The 20,872-nt window shown below is 71.4% G+C and carries 18 protein-coding genes; 8 read left to right on the forward strand and 10 right to left on the reverse strand.

The window, feature by feature from the left end:
* Positions 1–61 precede the first annotated feature (61 nt).
* The 3 genes from ACW9TB_RS13075 to ACW9TB_RS13085 all read left to right on the forward strand — a co-directional run bounded on the left by ACW9TB_RS13075 (position 62) and on the right by ACW9TB_RS13085 (position 2,497).
* Positions 62–718 carry a TetR/AcrR family transcriptional regulator gene (locus ACW9TB_RS13075; protein WP_472748257.1) on the forward strand — a complete coding sequence of 219 codons (657 nt, stop codon included), beginning with the start codon at positions 62–64 and terminating at the stop codon, positions 716–718.
* A gap of 95 nt (positions 719–813) precedes the next feature.
* Entirely contained in the window at positions 814–1,437 is a 624-nt protein-coding gene (locus tag ACW9TB_RS13080; protein ID WP_472748258.1) for a TetR/AcrR family transcriptional regulator, read from the forward strand.
* A gap of 127 nt (positions 1,438–1,564) precedes the next feature.
* The gene (locus ACW9TB_RS13085) at positions 1,565–2,497 is read left to right on the forward strand and encodes a class I SAM-dependent methyltransferase (protein ID WP_472748259.1); all 933 of its coding nucleotides are present in this window, start codon (positions 1,565–1,567) and stop codon (positions 2,495–2,497) included.
* 186 nt (positions 2,498–2,683) lie between these two features.
* Here ACW9TB_RS13085 and ACW9TB_RS13090 read toward each other — a convergent pair whose 3' ends face one another.
* The 5 genes from ACW9TB_RS13090 to ACW9TB_RS13110 all read right to left on the reverse strand — a co-directional run bounded on the left by ACW9TB_RS13090 (position 2,684) and on the right by ACW9TB_RS13110 (position 8,496).
* Entirely contained in the window at positions 2,684–3,547 is an 864-nt protein-coding gene (locus ACW9TB_RS13090; RefSeq protein WP_472748505.1) for an STM4011 family radical SAM protein, read from the reverse strand.
* A gap of 395 nt (positions 3,548–3,942) precedes the next feature.
* On the reverse strand, positions 3,943–5,322 hold the full coding sequence (locus ACW9TB_RS13095) for an STM4012 family radical SAM protein (RefSeq protein WP_472748260.1): 1,380 nt from the start codon (positions 5,320–5,322) through the stop codon (positions 3,943–3,945).
* 164 nt (positions 5,323–5,486) lie between these two features.
* The gene (locus ACW9TB_RS13100) at positions 5,487–6,293 is read right to left on the reverse strand and encodes an STM4013/SEN3800 family hydrolase (protein WP_472748506.1); all 807 of its coding nucleotides are present in this window, start codon (positions 6,291–6,293) and stop codon (positions 5,487–5,489) included.
* The gene (locus ACW9TB_RS13105; RefSeq protein ID WP_472748261.1) at positions 6,290–7,543 is read right to left on the reverse strand and encodes an STM4014 family protein; all 1,254 of its coding nucleotides are present in this window, start codon (positions 7,541–7,543) and stop codon (positions 6,290–6,292) included. The genes ACW9TB_RS13100 and ACW9TB_RS13105 overlap by 4 nt, the downstream gene beginning before the upstream one ends.
* Positions 7,540–8,496 carry an STM4015 family protein gene (locus tag ACW9TB_RS13110; RefSeq protein ID WP_472748262.1) on the reverse strand — a complete coding sequence of 319 codons (957 nt, stop codon included), beginning with the start codon at positions 8,494–8,496 and terminating at the stop codon, positions 7,540–7,542. The genes ACW9TB_RS13105 and ACW9TB_RS13110 overlap by 4 nt, the downstream gene beginning before the upstream one ends.
* 358 nt (positions 8,497–8,854) lie before the next feature.
* On the opposite strand from ACW9TB_RS13110, the gene ACW9TB_RS13115 reads away from it, so the two are divergent.
* Entirely contained in the window at positions 8,855–10,282 is a 1,428-nt protein-coding gene (locus tag ACW9TB_RS13115; protein ID WP_472748263.1) for an MFS transporter, read from the forward strand.
* Between the two features lie 3 nt (positions 10,283–10,285).
* On the opposite strand, the gene ACW9TB_RS13120 is transcribed toward ACW9TB_RS13115, so the two are convergent.
* Positions 10,286–11,515: a cytochrome P450 gene (locus ACW9TB_RS13120; RefSeq protein ID WP_472748264.1), complete on the reverse strand. Its 1,230-nt coding sequence runs from the start codon at positions 11,513–11,515 to the stop codon at positions 10,286–10,288.
* Positions 11,516–11,610: 95 nt separating this feature from the next.
* Between ACW9TB_RS13120 and ACW9TB_RS13125 the strand changes: the two genes are divergently transcribed.
* Together ACW9TB_RS13125 and ACW9TB_RS13130 are read left to right on the forward strand one after the other, a co-directional pair.
* Entirely contained in the window at positions 11,611–13,068 is a 1,458-nt protein-coding gene (locus tag ACW9TB_RS13125) for an FG-GAP repeat protein (RefSeq protein ID WP_472748265.1), read from the forward strand.
* 224 nt (positions 13,069–13,292) lie between these two features.
* A complete protein-coding gene (locus tag ACW9TB_RS13130; protein WP_472748266.1) occupies positions 13,293–14,507 on the forward strand; it encodes an ROK family protein in 1,215 nt (404 codons plus the stop codon).
* A gap of 35 nt (positions 14,508–14,542) precedes the next feature.
* Here ACW9TB_RS13130 and ACW9TB_RS13135 read toward each other — a convergent pair whose 3' ends face one another.
* From ACW9TB_RS13135 to ACW9TB_RS13145, 3 genes are all read right to left on the reverse strand, one after another.
* The gene (locus ACW9TB_RS13135) at positions 14,543–15,079 is read right to left on the reverse strand and encodes a hypothetical protein (protein ID WP_472748267.1); all 537 of its coding nucleotides are present in this window, start codon (positions 15,077–15,079) and stop codon (positions 14,543–14,545) included.
* Positions 15,080–15,312: 233 nt separating this feature from the next.
* Positions 15,313–16,851, reverse strand: a complete 1,539-nt coding sequence (locus ACW9TB_RS13140; RefSeq protein WP_472748268.1) for an alkaline phosphatase D family protein — start codon at positions 16,849–16,851, stop codon at positions 15,313–15,315.
* 391 nt (positions 16,852–17,242) lie between these two features.
* A complete protein-coding gene (locus ACW9TB_RS13145; RefSeq protein ID WP_472748269.1) occupies positions 17,243–18,076 on the reverse strand; it encodes a hypothetical protein in 834 nt (277 codons plus the stop codon).
* A gap of 254 nt (positions 18,077–18,330) precedes the next feature.
* Here ACW9TB_RS13145 and arfB point away from each other — a divergent pair, with 254 nt between their 5' ends.
* The gene (gene arfB, locus ACW9TB_RS13150; RefSeq protein WP_472748270.1) at positions 18,331–18,753 is read left to right on the forward strand and encodes an alternative ribosome rescue aminoacyl-tRNA hydrolase ArfB; all 423 of its coding nucleotides are present in this window, start codon (positions 18,331–18,333) and stop codon (positions 18,751–18,753) included.
* Between the two features lie 240 nt (positions 18,754–18,993).
* Positions 18,994–19,437 (forward strand): NUDIX hydrolase, encoded by a 444-nt coding sequence (locus tag ACW9TB_RS13155; protein ID WP_472748271.1) that lies wholly within the window; start codon positions 18,994–18,996, stop codon positions 19,435–19,437.
* A gap of 34 nt (positions 19,438–19,471) precedes the next feature.
* Here ACW9TB_RS13155 and ACW9TB_RS13160 read toward each other — a convergent pair whose 3' ends face one another.
* Complete coding sequence (locus ACW9TB_RS13160; RefSeq protein ID WP_472748272.1) at positions 19,472–20,851, reverse strand: glycosyltransferase family 39 protein; 1,380 nt, start codon at positions 20,849–20,851, stop codon at positions 19,472–19,474.
* Positions 20,852–20,872: the final 21 nt, after the last annotated feature.

Here is a 20,872-nt window from a genome sequence, read left to right on the forward strand (position 1 = left end):
CCTTCGCTTCGGGTCACCGTAGCATAACCGCAGGCTTGCCTTCACTTTGTAGAATCGACTCATGGACGCGTGCAAAGGGCGGGGACTGCGCAAGGACGCCGAGATCAACCGGGGACGGATCATGGCGGCGGCGCGCGTGGCGTTCCGTGAGGGCGGGCTCGACGTCCCCCTGGAGGAGATCGCCCGCCGGGCCGAGGTGAACATCGCCACCCTCTACCGGCGCTTCCCCGACCGCGAGGCGCTCATCGAGGCGATCCTGGCCGACCGGATGGCCGAGTTCGTCGAGGTCGCCGAGGCGGCGGAGCTCGCCGACGACCCGTGGGAGGGGTTCGCCGGACTGGTCGAGCACATCTGCGGGATGCAGGCCGCCGACCAGGGGGTGAACGAAGGTCTCACCTCCTGCTTCTCCGGGGCGGCCCTGGAGGCACCGAGGGCACGGGCGCTGGCGGCGGTCGACCGGGTGATCGAGCGGGCCCGCCTCGCCGGGACGCTGCGCGCCGACTTCACCGGCCAGGACCTGATGCTGATCATGATGGCCAACGCCGGGGTGCTCGGCTCCACGCGCTGCGCCGCCCCCGAGGCGTGGCGGCGGCTGATCGGCCTGGTCCTCGACGCGTGCCGCACCGGCCGCGCCGACCGGGTCGCCCCCTCGCTCCCCCCGGCTCCCAGCGCCGAGGACATGCGCAACGCGATGCTCACGGCCCGGCTTCATCGCTGACCTCTACCGCGAGGAGATGATCTAAAGCGTACGGCGGTGTAAGGCACCCGGGGCATCGTCTGACCGGGGTGCCGGTACTGTGCGACCATGGGGCCATGCCCCGGATTTCGGCCGCGACCATCGGCGAGCACCGCGCCCAGACCCAGGATCGCATCCTGCGGGCCGTCTCGCGTCTCTCGCGAAACCAGGGCATCGACGCCATCTCCATGACCGACGTGGCGAGCGAAGCCGAGATCACCCGCACCGTCCTGTACAACTACTTCCCGGACAAGGCCGCGCTGCTGCTCGCCTTCACCGAGCAGGTGACGCACTACTTCATCGACAGCTACGAGCGGGAGCTGCCCGACCGGGCCTCGCCCGCCGAGCGGCTGCGGGTCTTCGTCAGGCTCCAGCTCGACGGGCTGCTCGCCCACCCCCACCCCGGCCCCGCCGACCTGTCGGCGGCACTGGGCCCCGACGCCTACCAGCGCCTGGCCGACCATGTCGAGCCGATGCAGCGTATCCTGACGGGCATCATCGACAGTGGCGTGTCGTCGGGTGACTTCCAGAGCCCCGACGTGGCCGCCACCGCCCGGATGATCCTCGCCGTCATCGGCGCCGAGCGGGTGCCGTTGCTCAGCGGCGAGGTGACACCCGAGGAGGCCGAGAAGATCGTCTCGGGCTTCGTGCTCCGCGGCCTCGGGTCCCGGAGCGCCCCGGACTCCCCCGGCGGGATCTGAGTCGTCACCCGGTGCGCGACCCCTCGGGTGAGCGGCGGTTGACGTCCACGTGACGCACAGGCACACCGTGGGCGACCATCAGGCCAACATCCGCCGGACCGCCGTTTCGGGCTGTTACGGTCCGCCCATGTCAGCTGTGAAGGTAGAGATCACCCCTCAGTCACTCGACCGGATCCCGGGCTGGTTCTGGGGTACCGACCAGCGGCTCTTCGAATGGATCCTGTCCGGGCAGGCCACCGGGAACTCCCCCGGCGACCTGCTGGAGATGGGCACGTACCTCGGCAAGAGCGCGGTCATGATCGGGGCTCACGCGCGTCCCGGTGAGGCGTTCACGGTCTGCGACCTGTTCGAGTCCGAGGCGCCCGAGGCGGCCAACGACGCCGAGACGAGCCGGTCCTACTCCGCGCTGACCCGGGACAGGTTCGAGGAGAACTACCTGACCTTCCACGACGCGCTCCCGCGGATCGTGCACGGCCCGACCTCGATCGTCCTCGACCACGTCGCGGCTGAATCGTGCAGGTTCGTCCATGTGGACGCCTCGCACCTGTACGTCCACGTACGGCAGGACGTCCTGTCGGCCAAAAAGGTCCTGCGCCCCGACGGGATCGTCGTCTTCGACGACTACCGGAGCGTGCACACCCCCGGGGTGGCGATGGCCGTCTGGGAGGCGGTGGCGAACCAGGGCCTGGCACCGATATGCGTCAGCACGCAGAAGCTGTACGCGACCTGGGGAGACGCGGCCCCGGTCCGGGAGCGCCTGCTGCGGTGGCTGGAGTCCAGGGAGGACCTGTGGCACACCACGGACGCGTTCGACGGCTGGGAGCTCGTCCGGGTCAACCAGATCAAGAAACCCGCGCCTCCCGCGGGCGACGCCGCCACGCTGAAAAAGCTCAGCGGCGAGCTCCAGCGCACCACGGCGGAGCTGAAGAAGGCGGTGGCGGAGTCGCGGACGGCGACCCAGGCCCTGAAGAAGGCCACGGCGGAGATCAGCCTGGCCGGTCCCGTGGTGCGCCGCGCCGTGCGGTGGACCCGCAGGGTCACCGGACGCGGACGCGCCTGACCCGGCTCGCACGGAAACGAACGCGCTGAACCCGACTCACACAGACGCGCTGAACCCGACTCACACAGACACGCTGGACCCGGCCTGCGCGGACGCGCGCCTGACTCGGCTTACGCGGCCCGGCGACAGCGCGGGGGCCGGTGGAGGCTCGGCGTCCGGCCGGGTCCGCGCCGGGCGGGCCGCCGCTCAGTTCGGTGGGAGGAGGGCGGGGATCCGTTCCAGGACTCCTCCGGCGAAGACGTCGTAGAGGCCGGTCGCCTCCAGGTGCACGTAGCCGATGTGGCAGTCGCACACCGCCGCCGGGCATGCCGTGGCCCTCGGGGTGAACGTACCGTCGTAGAGGTTGCCGAGCACGGCCGGGACGAAGTGGCAGCGCCGCACGGTGCCGTCGCCGTCGACGGAGATCACGCTGTCTCCCGTACGGCAGGGCAGGCCCGCGCTCCGGTGCGGGATCCTGCTGTGGTGGAACAGCGGGTCGATCGCCGTCCAGGTGTCCGCCTCCTCGTCGGTGTAGACGACGCCCTCCGCGGCGTTCACCCAGACGTACACCTCCCCGGGCAGGTCGGCCCGGACGCGGCGGGCCTGGCCGAGGTGCTCGGGCAGCCCGACGACGCCGACGCTGAAGCGGACCCCTCGGGCGACGAGGTCACGGCAGCGGCCGAGGAAGCGCTCGTACGGGACCTGGCCCGGGTGGTAGGTCACCCAGAGGGCGAGCGTGTCCAGGTCGGCCCCGGCCAGCCAGCCGGACCGGCAGCTGAGGTTGGTCTGGATGGCGACCCGCCGCACGTGGGGCAGGTGGCTCAGCTCGACCATCGCCCGGCGGTACCACGAGCGGACGAGGCCCTCGCCCCAGGGAGTGAACAGCACCGAGACCGGATGGTCGCGCCCGGCCACCCACGCGGTGAACCGCTCCAACGCCGCCCGGTCTTTCCGCAGCTGCCCGGTATCGTCGCGCCGCTTGGCGAACGGGCAGTAGGGGCAGTCGTAGTCGCAGCTCGCCAGCGGCCCCCGGTAAAGGATCGTCAGCCCACCCGGCCCCCGGCCGGGCATCGCCGAGCGGTCACGGTCCAGGACCGTCAGCTCACCGCGACCCCGACCGGGCATCACCGGATGATCGCGGTCCAGGCCAGAAACCGTCAGCCCACCCCGATCCCGACCGGGCACCGCCGGGCGGTCGCGATCCAGACCAAGGACCGTCAGCTCACCGCGACCCCGACCGGGCATCACCGAGCGGTCGCGATCCAGACCAGGGACCGTCGGCTCATCGCGACCCCGGCCGCTGACGTGTGTCTCCCCGGCGTCTCTCCGGCGCGGACCGCTCGACCCACTCAATCCGCTCGACCCGCCCGCCTCGCTCGACCCGCCCGCCTCGCTCGATCCGCCTGCGCTGCCGGTGCGGCCCGCCTCGCCGGTACGAGCTGTCTCGCCCGTGCCGCCCGGTGTCGTCACCGGTCCTCGTATCGGGCCATCAGCGCGCGGACCCTGCCGGAGAACAGCGCGGGGCCGATCGCGTCGGAGTGGGCCAGGCCCTCGGCGGTGAGCCGGAGCCATCCGGGCCTGCCGGGACGCGGTTCTCTCCCGCCTCCGGGTGGCGGGGCGTCGCGTTCCAGCAGGCCCCGCGCCGCCAGACGCTCCAGCTCCTCGCCGAAGTGAGCCTCGGGACCGGCCCCGAAGCGGTCGCGGTAGGCGGCGGGATCGAGGCCCTCGGCCTGGAGCAGTGACTGGATGAGATGGCGGCGGCGCCGGTCGTCGTCGTCCAGCCGGAAGCCCACGTTGGCGACCGCGAACTCCCCGGGGGCGAGACGCACGTAGTCGTCGATGATCGCGCGCACCTGCCCGGCGCCGACCGCGTACTCGTAGGAGTAGTGCAGGCCGGAGGTGTAGGAGCGGGCACCGCAGCCGAGGCCGACCATGCCGTCACTCTGGCAGGTGTACTCGGCCGGGCCGGACCGCCCCGGTAGCCGGAACATCCGCATCGAGACCTGCTCGTACCCGGCGGCGAGCAGATGGTCGCGGCCCTCGCGGTACAGGGTGAGGCGGTGGTCGTCCCAGTCGCGGGCGCGGCGTCCGAGGCCGGTGAGCGGGCGGACGTACAGGGGGTAGAGGTAGATCTCCTCGGGCCTCCAGGCGAGCGCGGCGTCCAGCGAGTAACGCCAGGACACCTCCGTCTGACCGTCGATGCCGTAGATCAGGTCGATGTTGAGCGCCTCGAACCCGGCCTCGCGGATCCGGCCGAGCGCCGTCTCGACCTCCCGCCGCCGCTGCGGCCTGACCGCCGCGCGAGCCTCGGCGTCGACGAAGCTCTGCACGCCGATCGAGACGCGGGTGGTGCCCCGCTCGGCGAGGACGGCGAGCCGGTCGGCCGTCGCGGTCGCCGGGGAGGTCTCCACCGACATCGGCACGGCCCGGAGGTCGGCGCCCGTGATCCGTTCGGTGAGGTCGAACATCCGGGTGAGCTCGGCCGCGCTCAGGTAGGTCGGCGTGCCGCCGCCGACGGCTGCCGCCGTGAAGCGGGGATCGTCCAGGGCGTCCCGTACGGCGCCCGCCTGGCGTTCCAGCGCGTCGAGATAGGCGGCGACGAGCTCCTCGGGCGCGCCGGTTCTGGTGAACAGGTTGCAGAATCCGCAGCGCATCTCGCAGAACGGGATGTGCAGGTAGAGGAAGAGCCGTTCGGTGGGCTCCCCGGCCCACACCTCCGCCAGCGGCGGACGCGGGTCCAGCGGCCGGTACGCCGTCTTGTGCGGGTACGCGTAGACGTAACCCTGGTACGGGCCCGCGTCCGCCGGGACGCCGACGGCCCGGGACGGGGACGACGCGAGAAGCACAGGCCGTCTGCCATCGACCGGGAACAAGGACGACGACGAGGCGAGAAGCACGGGCTGTCCGCCCTCGACCGGGAACAAGGACGGGGGCGGGGGTGACGCGGGAGGTGGAGAGAGCACGGGCCGTCCGTCGTCCGCCGCACCCGGCACCCGGCTGGAATCTGGGATCATCGCCACTGCCCCCGCTCCATCGTGAACTCCCCGTAGGGCACGGTCCAGACGACCTCGTGGCCGATCCTGTGCCCGATATATCCGTCTTCACCGTAAGCGGTGCCGTGATCGGAGCAGACGATCGCGAATCCCGGCCGTCGCTCACTCATCAGCGCGAACAGCCTGCCGATGTGCCGGTCGACGTATTCGAGCGCGGCGGCGTGACTCAGGCGGCTGTCGCCGTGCTCGCGGGTGGCCCCCGGCAGGTGGAACCAGTTGGGCTGGTGCAGCGCCGAGACGTTGACGAACAGGAAGACCGGCCGGTCGGCTCCCGCCACCGCCCGCTCCGCGCGGGCGATCTGCGCCTCGAACGAGGTGGGCGCGGTGACCCCGAACCCCGGCTCCCAGTGGCTCTCGGCGAACATCCCCGGCAGCGTGGACCCGAGCGGGGTCAGCTTGTTGAAGAACCCGACTCCCCCGACGCAGACCGTGTGGTAACCCGCTCCCGCCAGCCCCGTGGGCAGGTCGGGGGCGCCGAACACCCAGGTGCCCGGGGCCGTGGTCTCGCTCCCGGGGAACGCCGAGGCGAACGGGCGGGGGTGCGGTCCCGGCTCGGCGGGGGTCGGCAGGAAACCGGCGAGGATCGCGGCGTGCGCGGCGTAGGTGAAGCTCCCGGGGCTGTGCCGACGCTCCCAGCGCCCGCCGGGCAGCGCCCGCGCCAGGGTGGGCAGCCGCCCGGCCGCCATCAGCTCCTCCGCCACGTCGTACCTGAGGGTGTCGAGCGTCACCAGCAACAGGTCGTGGCTGCCCACGACCTCGTTCATGTCACGCACCGGACCTCCTCCCCCCGCCCTCGCGCCGGGACTTCCGCTCCCCCATCGAGACCGCCGGAGGCGAGGGGGCTTCCGCTCTCCCGGCCGGGGTGCGCCGGGAGAGGGAGGCTTCCGCCTCCCGCCGCGGGAGTATTCCGGGCGAAAAGCTCTTCCGCGCTCCCACCGGGAGCGTGCCGGGCGAGGATCGCGCGGACCTGGGCGCCGTACGTGTCGAGGCCCTCGGCCCCGCCACCGGGCAGGCCCTCCAGCCGGGGAAGCAGGTCCCCGAACGCGTTGACCTCGGCCACCGCGAACTCCCGCCAGTCGACCCCGATCATCAGGTCGACCCCGACGGCCAGGCTCCCGGGAAAACCGGCCGCCGTCCGCGCGCAGATCTCCAGGGCCCGCTCCCATCCCCGGGGGCCGAGACCGGCCGTGACGGCGCCCAGGTCACCCCGTACGCCACCGAGGTGGAGGTTGGTCATGGGGCCGCGGGCCGCGCGGACGACCGCGTGGGTGGGCGTGCCGTCCACGACGACCACCCTCAGGTCGATCACGCGCCCGCCGAGGCTCGCCTTGGGAAACCAGCGCTCGACGTGGAGGCCGTCCGCGGCCAGCAGGTCGACGATCTCCGCCACGTCGCGCTCGTCCTCGTAACACCTGCCCCGCAGGGAGTTGTGCAGTTCGCCGGAGACCAGCTCCGCCGAGGTCACCGCCCTGACCCGGCGGCCCGACGCGTGCAGGGCGACGACACCGGAGGCCGACGAGCCGTGGGCCGGTTTGACGAACACCCGGCCCCAGCGGGCCTCGCCCATCCGCTCGCGCAGCTCGGCGTAACCGCCGACCGGCCCGGCGAGGGCGGGCGGCACCGGCACCCCGGCCGCCGACAACCTGGCGTGGCACAGCCGCTTGTCGAACATCACCAAGACGTCCCCGACGTCGGCGAGCAGCACGGCCCCCGGCGTCGCGGCCACGGCCCGGCGGACCCGGACGGCCCCGGCGACGAACCCGGCGTACCAGCGGGCGCCGCCGCCGACCCGGGACGGCTCGCCGGGGCCGCGCAGCAGCGCGTCCGTCTCGGCGTCCTCCCCTGGCGAGTCGATCCGTACGAGCGTCTCCGGCGCGATCCGGATCTCCTCGCCGCGCAGCACGGACGTCCACGGCACGACCTCGGGCTCGTCCAGCCCCTGCCGGGCGCAGGCGTCGGCGAACATGGTCACCCGCCGGTCGCCCGGCGTGCCGACGACGGCGACCGTGGTCACTCGGCGACCGCGACGTAGCGCCACTCGCCGTCGGGCTCCTTCTGGTCGGACACGTCGAGCTGGACGCCGGAGCCCGAGAACGTCGTGGTGAGGCGCTCGACCATGGCGCCGGTCAGGTAGTGGTGGTGCAGGTCCAGGCGTTTGAGGTGGGCCAGGGACCGCCCCGACAGCAGGGCCTCGGCGCCCTCGTCGGTGAGCACGCCCATCGACTGGGCGAGCGACTCCAGCCGGGCCACGACGGGGGCGGAGGCGACGAGAGCGGCGACCTCGTCCTGGATCTCGCTGTTCTGCAGCCCCAGGTGCCTGAGCGCGGGCAGCCGTTCGCCGGACAGGATGTTCTCCAGGTCGGGCGCGGTGGTCTCGCCGCCGTACTCGCTCGTGCCGAGCCAGGCCTCCAGGTATTCGAGCGCGGGGAGATCGCTCATGCCGACCCCCCTGACCACGGAGGCGGGCAGCCCGCCCGCCTCGAAGCGCAGCACCCTGAGGTGCTCGTGCCGGACCGGCCGCAGCTCCAGCCCCGTCCCGCCCCGGACCTCCAGCCGCTCCAGCAGCGGGAAGGACTCCAGCAGCGGCGTGACGTCGCTCTGCTGGATCCAGGAGATCTCACACTCCTCCTGCGGCATCGCGGCGAAGAAGAGCGAGCGCAGGGCGGGGAAGCGCGCCGCGCTCTCCGCCAGCAGCCGGACGGGACCCGACGCGTCCTTCTCGTAGGCCTCGGCCCAGCCCCCGACGATGAGCGCCCTGACCTCGGCGGTGTCGACGGTCTCGGTGAAGCGCGCGAAGTGCTCCTCGAAGGTCTCCTTGGCGTTGTAGACGTGCACCGAGACACGCCACGCCGCCTCACCGGCCGGGGGATGGGGGGCACCGGGGGGACGCAGGCTCACGATGGGCAGGCCCGCGTAGTCTCCCCGGTAGAGACCGTCGACGTCGTCGTTGAACTCGGTGTAGTCCATCGGATGCTCCCCGTCAGGCTCGACTGTGACAGAACCGTCCTACCAGAGGCGCGCGACACTTCCGGCCCGCTCCCGGGATACGGGCACCGATCAGACCGATCGGTGCCCGCCTCCAGTCCCGGAAGCTCAGACAGCACACCCACCCGCCCCCCAGAATCGCGAACGCCGACCAAACCAACGCGAGGGACGATCAACGAGCCCGCCTCCAGTCCCGGAGGCTCAGACAGCACACCCACCCGCCTCCTGGAGTCGCGAACGCCAACCAGACCGGCCCGGGAGATGATCGACATGGCCGCAGCGCTCTCGGAGTCGTGGATACCGGTCAAACGGGCACGGAAGGTCGGCGATGATAAACAGCATGGACAATGGTCACATCCGTTTCAGCTCCGCGACGGGCCGCTGGGTTCTCCTGACCACCGTGCTCGGCTCCGGCATGGCCATGCTGGACGGCACGGTCGTCAACGTGGCCCTGCCCGCGCTCGGCGCCGACCTCGGCGCCGACATGGCGGGGCTGCAGTGGACGGTCAACGCCTACACCCTCACGCTGGCGGGCCTCATCCTGCTGGGCGGATCGCTCGGCGACCGGTACGGCAGGCGCAAGATCTTCCTGATCGGCGTCGTCTGGTTCGCCCTCGCCTCGGCCCTGTGCGGCCTGGCGCCCAACGTGGAGACGCTGATCGCGGCCCGCGCCCTTCAGGGCGTCGGCGGGGCGCTGCTCACCCCGGGATCCCTCGCCATCATCCAGGCGTCCTTCGACCGCGAGGACCGGCCCAGGGCGATCGGGGCGTGGTCGGGCCTGGGCGGGGTGGCCGCGGCCGTCGGCCCGCTGCTCGGCGGGTGGCTGGTGGAGTCGGCCGGATGGCGCTGGGTGTTCCTGATCAACCTGCCGCTGGCGGCCCTCGTCGTGGCGGTCGCCGTACGGCACGTCCCGGAGAGCAGGAACCCCGGGGCCACCGGCCGGTTCGACGTCCTCGGCGCGGTGCTGGCGGCGCTGGCGCTGGCCGGGATCACCTACGGCCTGATCGACCTGGAGATCGTCCCGATCTCGGCGGGCGTGCTGCTGGGCGCCGCCTTCGTCTGGCTGGAGATCAGGCGCTCGCCCAAGGCGCTCGTACCGGTCGAGGTCTTCGCGTCGAGGGTGTTCACCGCGGTCAACGTCGTCACCTTCATCATGTACGCCGCGATGGGCGTGGTGTTCTTCCTGCTGGTCGTCCAGCTTCAGGTGTCGGCGGGCTTCTCCCCGCTGGTGGCCGGGACCTCGATGATCCCGGTGACGATCCTGATGCTGCTGCTGTCGTCGCGCGCGGGCGAGCTGGCCAAGCGCGTCGGGCCCCGGCTGCCGATGACGGCCGGTCTCCTGGTCTGCGCCGGGGCCCTGCTGCTGATGTCGCGGATCGGCCCCGGCTCGTCGTACGTGGCGGACGTGCTGCTTCCGGCGACCCTGTTCGGGCTGGGCCTGTCGGCGGCGGTCGCGCCGCTCACCGCGACGGTGCTGGCCACCGCCGCCGAACGCCACGCGGGGGTGGCCAGCGGTGTCAACAACGCCGTCGCCAGGACCGGCGGGCTGCTCGCGGTGGCCGCGATCCCCCCGCTGGCCGGGCTGACCGGCGACGCCTACGACTCCCCCGCGACCTTCACCGCGGGGTTCCACACGACGATGCTGGTCAGCGCGGTGATGCTGGTCGTCGCGGCACTGATCACCCTGCTCACCATCCGGGAGAACGTGCTGATCCAGGAGGAGCCGAAGCTTGGCTGCCCGGTGACGGCCCCCCAGCCGGGGAAGTGACCGTCAGAAGGTGAACGCCTGGCTGCGGACGCTGTTGTCGAAGTTGGACACCAGCAGCTCCGGCTCGCCGACCGAGCGGATCTCCGGCAACCGGGTGAACAGCGCGCGGAACATCGCCCTGATCTCCTGCCTGGCGAGGTTGGCGCCCAGGCAGAAGTGCGGTCCTGGACCGCCGAAGCCCACGTGGGGCTTGGTGTCGCGGGTGATGTCGAACCGGTCGGCGTCGGGGAAGACCGTCTCGTCGCGGTTGGCCGAGCCGTAGAAGAGCACGACCTTGTCGCCCGCCTTCAGGTGCAGGCCGCGCAGGTCGTAGTCTTCGGTGACCGTACGGCGGAACTGCATGATGGGTGAGACGTAGCGGACCATCTCCTCGATCGCGCCGCCGATGTGCGCGTCAAAGTCGTCGGCCAGCAGGCGCCGCTGCTCGGGGTTGTCGGTCAGCAGCTTGATGCCGTGCGCCATGGTGTTGCGGGCCGTCTCGTTGCCCGCCACGAGCAGCAGCGTGAAGAACGACCCCAGCTCGCGGTCGGTCAGCTTCTCGCCGTCGACGTTGGCGGTGACGAGCGCCGAGACGAGGTCGTTGCGCGGTGCCTGCGCGCGCTCCTTGCCGAGGTTGATCACCAGGCGCTGCAGGGCGAGCAGCGCGAGCGTGTTCTGGGCGGCCATCCTGACGGTGTGCGCCAGGCTGGGCCGTACGCCGGAGTAGGCGGTGGAGATGTCGACGTGCTGGTGCACCCTGGCCCGGACGTCGTCGGGGACGCCCATCATGTCGCAGATGACGTGGATGGGCAGCTTGGCGGCCACCTGGCCGACGAAGTCGCCGGGCCCGGAGGCCGTCACGTCGTCGACGATCCGCGCGCACGCGGCGTCGATGTCGCCCTGCAGGTTGCCCAGCATCTTCGGGCTGAACGCGCGGGAGACGATGCGGCGGAGCCGGGCGTGCCGGGGGTCGTCCATGTTGACCATGGACTCGCCGAACACGTGCTTGACCCAGCCGGGCGGCTCGGGGCTGGTCACGCCGGGCTCGCTGGAGAACACCTTGGCGTTGCGGCTGGCCTCCACCACGTCGGCGTGCCGGACCAGCGCGTGGAAACCCTTGCCCGAGCGGAGCAGCGGGACCCGCTTCTCCGCGAAGAACACCGGCTTGTCGAGATCCCGAAGCCGCGCGAACGCCTCATGCCGCTCCTTGAGCGGCCGCCGCCAGAATCCCAGGTCGGCCAGGTCGATTTCCATGCCGCCAATCCTGGCATGTTCTTTACGCGTACCGGCCACATGAATTTCATGTCCCGGTGGGCCGCGTGTCCGAATCACCGGAAACCATCTCATGTATGAGAGCCGCGCTCCTCACCTCCGCAGTCCTCGCCTCCCTGCTGATTCCCGTCTCCCCAGCCTCGGCCTCGGTGTCGGCCGCCGCCTGCTCCGGCGTACCCTCCGACTTCGACGGCGACGGGCGGGCCGATCTCGCGGTCGCCGCGCCCTACACCCGTTCCGGCGGCCACGCCCGCGCGGGGTCGGTCACCGTGCTGTACGGCATGCGTACCGCCGGGAAACTGACCCAGGACGGGTCCGAGGCGCCCGGTGAAAGCGAGACCGGCAAGAACGAGAGCGGCAAGAACGAGAGCGAGACCGGTGACTCGTTCGGGTCGGCGCTGGCGACCGGCGACTTCGACGGCGACCGCTGCGCCGACCTGGCCGTGGGCGTCTCCGAGGAGGACCGCTCCCGGCCGGGAGAGGACGGCGACGGCGCCGTGCGGCTGTTCCACGGCTCGCCCGACGGCCTGCGGCCAGGCAAGGTGATCGACGCCGGGGACCTGGGCCGCAAGCGCGAGCCCGGCCGGTTCGGTGCCGCGCTCGCGGCGGGGGACCTGGACGGCGACGGCGACGACGAGCTGGTGATCGGCGCCCCCGGGCTGGGCGGCGGCGCGGTCGGGGTGTACGGGCTCAAGGGGCGCAAGCCGTACATGATCACGCAGGAGACCGGCTGGGTGGGGCAGCGCGAGCGGGAGACCGACCAGTTCGGCGCGGTGCTCGCCACCGGGGACTTCGACGGGAACGGCCGGGCCGAGATCGCCGTGGGCGCGCCCGCGGACACGGTGCTGAAGAACGGCCAGGGTTCGGTCACCGTCCTCGACGTCCGGAGCCGCAGGGCGACCATGCTCACCCAGGACAGCCCCGGGATCAGCGGCGTCGCCGAGGTCTGGGACTTCTTCGGCACCGCCCTGGCCACCGGTGACTTCAACGCCGACGGCCGCGACGACCTCGCGATCGGCGTGCCGGGCGAGGGGCTCAGCAGCAACCAGCGGGCGATGGACTACGGCGACGGCACCGTGCACGCCGTCTACGGCTCCAGCTCGGGGCTGCGTACGGCGGTCTCCGAGGCCTGGTCGCAGCGCTCCCTGAAGGGGGAGCCGCGCTACTTCGACCGCTTCGGCGCCGCCCTCGCCACCGGGGACCTCAACGGCGACGGCGACGACGAGCTGGCGATCGGGGTACCGGGCGAGAACGCCGTCCAGGTGCTCGCGGGGACCCGCTCCGGCGGTCTCACCAAGAACCACAACCTGCTGGTCACCGGGAAGGGCGGCGACTTCGGCGGAGCCCTGGCCACGGTCACCGGGCGGGGCCTGGTCGTCGCCGCCCCGGGCAGCGGCAAACTCACCCTGCTGCGCGGGACCGTACGGAAGGGCTCCTACCCGGGCATCCGCCCGTCGACGGCGAGGACCCTCGCCGACGCGCCCAAGGACACCCTGTTCGGCTACGCCTTCGCGAGCCCGTCCTCCCCTCGGTAGGGGTACGCGCCGGAGCCGCCCACCGCCCTCGGCGGGCGGCTCCTGGGTGAGCGGCTCCTTCGGGAGCGGCTCCTTCGGGGGAAGTTCCTTGGCGGGCGGCTCCTTCGGGGGCGGCTCGCCTTCTTAATTCGCGGCTCAAACCGGTCTGATCGATATGAGCTTCCACCACGGGTGGGAGGAGAATGTCGGCCGCTTATTTCACGTCGCTACTTAAGATGATGAGCATGTTCGACGCACAGCAGAGGACCGTCCGCGATCTACGCCGGGGCAATCGAGCGATCGTGCTGCGCGCCCTCTACTTCGAGGGACCCGCCAGCCGCCAGGAGCTCAGCGAGACCATCGGGCTCAGCCCCGCCACCGTGAGCAACGTGACGGGAGACCTGCTCACGAGCGGGATCATCGTCGAGGCCGGTCTCGCGGACTCCGACGGGGGCAGACCCCGGGTGCTGCTGCGGGTCAACACCACCCACGGCTACGCCGTCGGCGTCGACGTCGGCGAGACGCACGTGCGCGTCGAGCTCTTCGACCTGGACATGAACCGGCAGGCCAGAGCCGAGTACGCGCTACGCCCGGCCGGGCACGACGTCGACCTGGTCGTCCGCCACATCCTCTCGGGCATCGACGTGGTCCTCGCCGAGAGCGGCGTGCCCAGGGAGCGGGTGCTCGGCGTGGGGGTCGGCGTACCCGGGGTCGTCGAGACGGGGCCCGACGCCCTGATCCACGCCCCGACCTTCGGGTGGGACGCGGTGCCGCTCGGCAGGCTGCTGCGGGCGGGCACCGACCTGCCGCTCTTCGTGGACAACGGCGCCAAGTCGATGGGGCAGGCCGAGCTGTGGTTCGGCGTCGGGCGCATGGCCAGGCACGCCGTGGTGGTGCTGATCGGCTCGGGGGTCGGGGCGAGCATCATCACCGACGGGGCCACCTACCTGGGGGCCAACAGCAGCGCGGGCGAGTGGGGCCACACGAAGATCATGGTCGGCGGGCACCGGTGCCGCTGCGGCGGGCGGGGCTGCCTGGAGGCGTACGTGGGCGCCAGGGGCATCCTGGAACGCGCCGGGGTCTGGACGGAGACCGTCGACGAGCAGGCCGCGCTGGCCGCGCTGGTGGCCGCGGGCTCCCCGGTCATCGACGAGACCGTCACCTACCTGGGCGTCGGGCTGGCCAACCTGATCAACCTGTTCAACCCCGAGCGGATCATCATCGGCGGCTGGGCGGGCGTGCTGCTCGGCGAGCACCTGCTGACGAGGATCAGGAAGGTCGCCGCGGACAACTGCCTGGCGCAGCCGTACAAGACGGTCTCCATCGGCCTGGGACGCCTCGGCGTCGACTCGGTCGCGCTGGGCGCCGCCACCCTCGTGATCGAGGATCTCCTGCAGGCGAGCCCGTCCGCGAAGCCGAACGGCGTCTCTCCGCGCCCCCGGAACCGGGCCGGGATCTGACCCCGGCGCCCGGTCCCGAGGGGGCGGGACCGGGTTCAGCGGATACGCGTGCTGGCCTTGACCTTGCGGCCGATCTCCTTACGGAGCTTGCGGATGTCGGCGTCCGCGTCGGACGTGGCGATCACGCCGAACGTCGCGGTGGCGGTGCCCCGCCGCGAGCCGGCCCAGGCGCGGATCCGTACGGTCGTCGAGTCGCCCTTGTCCAGAGAGGTGATCCAGCACGACAGGCTGCGGCCCTTGACGGAGCACTTGACGCTGCGCGGCTTGGAGACGACCCGGATCTTGCGGAAGCGCGTCGAGAAGTCCCCGACGAGCGCCACGTAGTGCTGGCCCCGGGCCTTCCTGTTACGGACCTTGACGGAGTAGACGAGGGATCCACGCCGGCTGACGTGCTTGGGGAAGGTGATCACGTACCCGAAGTCGGAGGGTGCCGCGGCGGGCGCGACCGCGGGTGCGGCGGATAAGGCGGGTAAGGCGGATCCGGCGGCCGAGGCGGAGGTCGGGGAAAGGAGGGTGCCGCCCAGCGCCGCGGCGAGAGCCGCGGCGGTGAGCCTCGTGGTGAGGGGACTCATAAGCGGCATCATCCAATAAATTTCGTGGAATTCCTCTCACGTTTCAGGTCAGTGCCGCCTGTCCTGACGACACGTTCCAGGCCAGCGCCATCTATCCCGGCGTGACGGTCCAGGTCAGCGCCATCTGTCCCGGCGTGATGATCCAGGTCAGCGCCGCCTGTTCTGGCGTGATGGTCCAGATCGGTGCCACCTGTTTCACCAAAACAGTCCAGGTCGGTTTCCACCAAGGCGGTTCAGGTCAGTGCCGCCTGTCCCGAGGGGATGGTGAAGCGGGCGCCGGTCTTCGCGGGGGCGCCGCGCCTGCTGATGTAGTCGAGCGTACGGAAGTCGGCGTGCATCTCCTCCGGGGTGACCCGGCAGACGATGTAGCCGCGTCGCTGGTCGAGGTAGGAGATGTGCGGATTCTCCGCGACCGTCTCGGCGATCCGGCCCTCGTCCCGGTAGCCGTCGCCGTCGCTGGCGATCGAGGAGGTGACGAGCTCCACCGCCACGCGGGGCGAGTCGGGGTCGTCGAAGTCGAGCTTGAGATCCGCCGCGTGGTGCATGTGCGCGTCGCCGGTCAGCACGACCGGGTTGGAGGCGCCCGAGTCGCGGAAACCGGTGAGCAGGCGGGTGCGCTCGGCGGCGTAGCCGTCCCAGGAGTCCATGTTGACCTCGGTTCCCGGCCCGACCTTGGAGTCGCGCTGGGCCATCAGGATCTGCTGGCCGACCAGGTTCCAGCGGGCGCGCGAGCTCGTGAGGCCGTCCAGCAGCCAGCGCCGCTGGTCCTCGCCGAGGAGGGTACGGCCGGTCGCGAGCCGGTCGTCGCAGCCGGACCTGAGCCCGTCCTCGCACGCCTGGTCGTCGCGGAACTGCCGGGTGTCGAGCAGGTGGAAACGGGCCAGCGGCCCCCAGTCCACCCGGCGGTGGACCCGCATCGACGCCCCTCCGGGCACGCTCGTCCTGCGCAGCGGCATGTTCTCGTAGTACGCCCGGAAGGCGTTGGCCCTGCGCCGGGCGAACGCCGGGGCACCGGAGCTGGAGACGTCCCCGGCCCAGTTGTTCTCGATCTCGTGGTCGTCGAAGGCCACCAGCCACGGCGCGACCGCGTGCGCCGCCTGAAGGTCGGTGTCGCTCTTGTACTGCGCGTGGCGCATCCGGTAGTCGGCCAGCGTGGCGCACTTGCCCCAGGTGTGCTGCCGGACGCTCCCGCCCAGCGCCGTGTACCCCTGGGGGCCGTACTCGTACATGTAGTCGCCCAGGTGCACGACGAGTTCCGGCTCCTGCTGGGCCAGCCTCCGGTACGCCGTGTAGAAGCCGTGCTCGTAGTGGGCACAGGCGGCGACGGCGAAGGTCAGCGAGGACGACGCGGCGGACGGGGCCGTACGGGTGCGGCCGGTCGGCGACAGGTGGCCCTCGGTGCGGAACCGGTAGAAATACTCCCGGCCGGGCTCCAGGCCGTCGACCTCGACATGGACGCTGTGCGCCTGCTTCCAGCGCGCGGCCTCGGTGCCCTTGCGGACCACCTTGGAGAACCGCTCGTCGGTGGCGAGCTGCCATTCGACGTCCACGTCCCTGACCGGCATGCCACCCCGGCCGTTCAGGCCGAGCGGGTCGAGGGCGAGCCTGGTCCACAGCACGACCCCGTCCTTGGACGGGTCGCCGGAGGCGATGCCGAGGGTGAACGGGTCTCGGGCCAGGGTCCGGGAGGCGCCGAGGGTCTGGGAGGGGCCGAGCCCCGCCCCGGTCAGCAACAGGCCGCCCGTACCCGCGGCGGCGACGGAAAGGAACACTCTGCGTGACGGCTTCTGCTCCACACCATCAGTGCAACCGTTCCAGCTTTCCCAGCCGTGGCCTGCGAATCAAGGCGAGATGAACAGCCGTTGCACAGACAAGTGCCTTACCCACGGTGATTGAACAACGGCCGACCTTCGGGCGACATCGTGGCGAAGGCCCGGCCTCCCGCCGGTGGCCGCGCGGCACCGGGAGTGACGGCGCCCCGGCACGGTGAACGGGAGCCACGGTGGACGGGGAACCGCGATGAACGGGAGCCACGACGGACGGGCGCCCGCGACGGACAGGGGAACCGGAATCGCGGTGGACCGGAAGCCACGGTGAACGAGCACCGCAGTGAACGAGAATCACGACGGACCGGGAAACCGCGAGGGGCGGGACGCGGCGAGGTCAGCGCAGGTAGGGCTTGAGGTGGGGGTTCAGGGCGCCGCAGCCCAGGTATTTCTCCACGGTGTGGAAGTCGAGCCAGTCGAGGTTGACCAGGGACTCCTGGTCGACCCCGGTGAAGCGGGTCCTCAGCCCCGGCGGGATCGCCGCGATGTCGTCCTTGTCGGCGATGTTGACCCACCGCTTGACCTTGCGGGGCCGCTCGCCCCAGCCGTTCACCGGGGCGGGCATCAGCCGCTCGAAGATCACGTTGCGCATGCCGAGCGGGCTGCCGAGGGTGATCAGCAGCTCGACCTCCAGGTCGGGGTTGGCCCAGAGCGTCTCGTACGTCACCACGCTGCCCAGTGAGTGCGCGATCACCACCTTGGGGCGGTTGCGCCTGATCACCTCGGCCACGGCCGCCCGGGACTTCGCGCGTGCCTCGCCCCCGGCGGCCATGTAGGCGGCGACCTCGGGGCAGAAGAGCTTGGCGAAGTCGGCGGCGTTGACCTCCAGCCGGTCCAGCAGCCAGCCGGTCATCCGGTGCAGGGCGCCGGTCAGCCCCTCCCCCACCACGTCGAGCTGCTTGGCCCAGGCGACGAAGACCTCCTGGGCTCCGGCGTCCATGCTCTGCACCGCGCGTACGGAGTCGTCCTTGCTCTCGCCCAGCAGGTGGGCGTAGTAGGCGATCTCGGTGACGTAGCGCTCCTTGGCGTGCGGGCGACCGCCGGTCAGGCCCTTGTGCAGGTAGCGGTCCCATTTGTCGCGCATCGCGACCGCGGCGCCGGTGACCGAGTTACCCGCGTCGCGGTAGTAGCGGTATTTGCCGATACCGTGCACGCCGACGATCGTGGCCATGCGCCCCCGCCTCCTGTTTCGGATGCCCTGTTCTCACGAATGTTTGACAACACGTGCCCCCGGGCAGATGTTCGCCCCCGAGCAACTGTGGCGGAAGAAAGCCCCGCGCCACAAGGCCGAGGCGGCTCCTGCGGAGACAGTGGCAATCCCAAAAACATCAACAAGGATCAAAATGGGCATAAAACCATTTGATTCACGCTTATGGCTCCTCGATACCCTGGCATCACACACCTGTTGAAAAGGAAGTCATCGCCATGCCCGGTCCGCTCCAGATCAGCGGCTCGGTCTCGGTCCCCGAGGCCGAGCTCAGCTGGCGGTTCTCCCGTTCCTCAGGCCCCGGCGGCCAGGGGGTCAACACCACCGACAGCCGGGTCGAGCTCAGCTTCGACCTGGCCGCCACCGAGACGCTGGGCCCCGTCTTCAAGGCCCGCGCCCTCGAACGCCTCGGTCCCCGCCTGGTGAACGGGGTGATCACCATCGCCGCCTCGGAGTTCCGCTCCCAGCTGCGCAACCGCGAGGCCGCCGAGATGCGCCTGGCCCAGATCCTGCGCGAGGCGATCGCCCCGCCGCCCAAGAAGCGCCGCCCGACCAAGCCGAGCAGGGGCGCGGTCGAGCGGCGGATCGCCGCCAAGAAGCAGCGCTCCGACCTCAAGCGCCTGCGCGGGAACCATCACTAGGGTCTCCTTCATGCTTCCCCGTACGGCACGGTCCTCCCGCGCCGTACGGAACGGAGCCCGCCCCTCCCGAGCAGGCCGGTTTCCCGCGCCGTACCAAACGGAGCCCGCCCCTCCCGAGTAAGCCGGTCTCCCCCGCCGTACCAAACGGAGCCCCCCGAGTCGGCCGGGCGCCCGCGTCGTACCGAAACCTCGGGTCCCCGGATGCCGGTCGCGGCGCCGGGGCGGTGACACAATGGCCCCATGTCTGCCGTCCCGAGCGTCCGCGCCGTCCTCCTCGACGACGACCGTCTGGTGGTGTTCCGGCGTACGGTCCCCGGCAAGGAGCTCTACTGGTCCATCCCCGGCGGCCACGTCGAGCCCGAGGACGCCTCCCTGGAGCACACCCTGCACCGCGAGGTCATGGAGGAGCTGGGCGCCGTCGTCTCCGGCGTCACCCCGCTGACCACCCTGGAGTGCCTCCGCGACGAGGGGGTCAAGACCCAGCACGTCTACGGCTGCCGCCTCGTCTCCATGGACCCCGCGCTGCGCTGCGGCCCGGAGTTCGACGATCCCGCCCGTGGCGAGTACGAGGTGGTACGGCTCCCGCTCGACCCGGCCGAGATCTCCGCCATCAACCTCGTCCCCCCGGAGCTCGGCGCCTACCTCGCAGGCACCGTCACCCGCCTGCCAGCCCTGATCGCCTGAGCCTCCACACGCGGGGACTGGAGGGTTCCCAAGATCAGCGCCGTTTGCGGACGTAGAGACCGAACCACGAATACCCGAAGTCGTCGGTGGACTTCAGGGCGAAGTCGCGGTTGGCCATGAGGGCCAGATAGCGCTCGTCGTCCTCCACGAAGGCCCTGTTCTTGTGCTTCCTGCCTCCGGTGACCAGCCAGACGCGCTCGACGCCCTCCAGTGCTGCCGTGAGCTGCGCGCCGGTCCTCGGCGTGCGCCGGTCGGGGGCGTAGGTGAGGTCGCGCAGGTTCCGGTACGCGTCCTCGTACACAGCGGCGAACAGGCGCCTGTGTTCGTCCACGTAGAGCACGGCGTCGCCGGGGCGCTGCCTGGCCAGCAGGGTGGCCGCCATGTCACGCAGGTTGTCGGGCCGCCTGTCCGGCTCACGGATCATCAGGTGCGTCGGAACGGTCAGCGCCGCGACGAGGACCAGCCCGATCCAGCCCAGTATCCGGGGCCGCAGGGCGTTCAGGCCCGCACCGGCGAGCAGCGCCATGGCGGGGACGGCGAAGAGCACGTACCTCGGGTTGTAGACCTGGTAGACCAGGGAGATCGCCATGGACACGAACGGCAGCAGCGCCCAGGGCAGCGCGACCGCCGTCAGCCGCCCGTCGGAGAACGCCCCGAAGACCATGAGGACAACCAGGAGCAGCGCCACCCACACGTTGCCCGCGATCTGCTCCCCGAGCCAGGGGAGGTCGGTGAGCACCGGCGGCTTCAGCCACGACAGCTGGGCCTCGCGCTGACCGGCCGCCAGGAGCGCGAGCGGGGCGATCCCGGCCAGGGCCACGGCCAACGCCCCGGCGAACCGTACGACATCGGGCCGTGACGGCGACGGCGATGACGGCGACGATGGCGCGAGGCGCCACCACAGCACCGTCACCACGTGCGCGACGACCAGGAGCAGGGCGTAGACGTGGAACCAGCCGAGCAGCACCAGGCAGGCCCCGTAGGCCAGATACCACCGGCGGCTCGATCGCCTCGTCGCCTCGACCAGCACCCAGGTGGCCAGGACCGCCACCGCCGTCACGATCGCGTAGCTGCGCACCTCCTGGGCGTACCGGCTCACCATCGGCAGCACGGCGTAGAGCGATCCGGCGAGAAGGCCCGCCCCCCGCGTGGCGAGCTTCCTGCCCAGGACCGCGATACCGTACGCGGCGGCGGCCGTGGCGACGACCGAGGGCAGGCGCATGGCCAGCTCGCCGGTCGAGAGCGCGGCGACCGGCCGGAGCAGGAGGTAGTAGAGCGCGTGCACCCGGTCGATGCTGTCGAGCAGGTGCCACAGGTCGCCGATGGGCATCACGGCGGCCAGGGTGCTGACCGACTCGTCACGCCAGAACGAGGGTGTGCTGACGCCCCAGAGCCCGATCAGCAGCGCCGCCACGGCCGGGATCACCTCCGGCAG

The organism is Streptosporangium sp. H13245 (assembly GCF_055690525.1).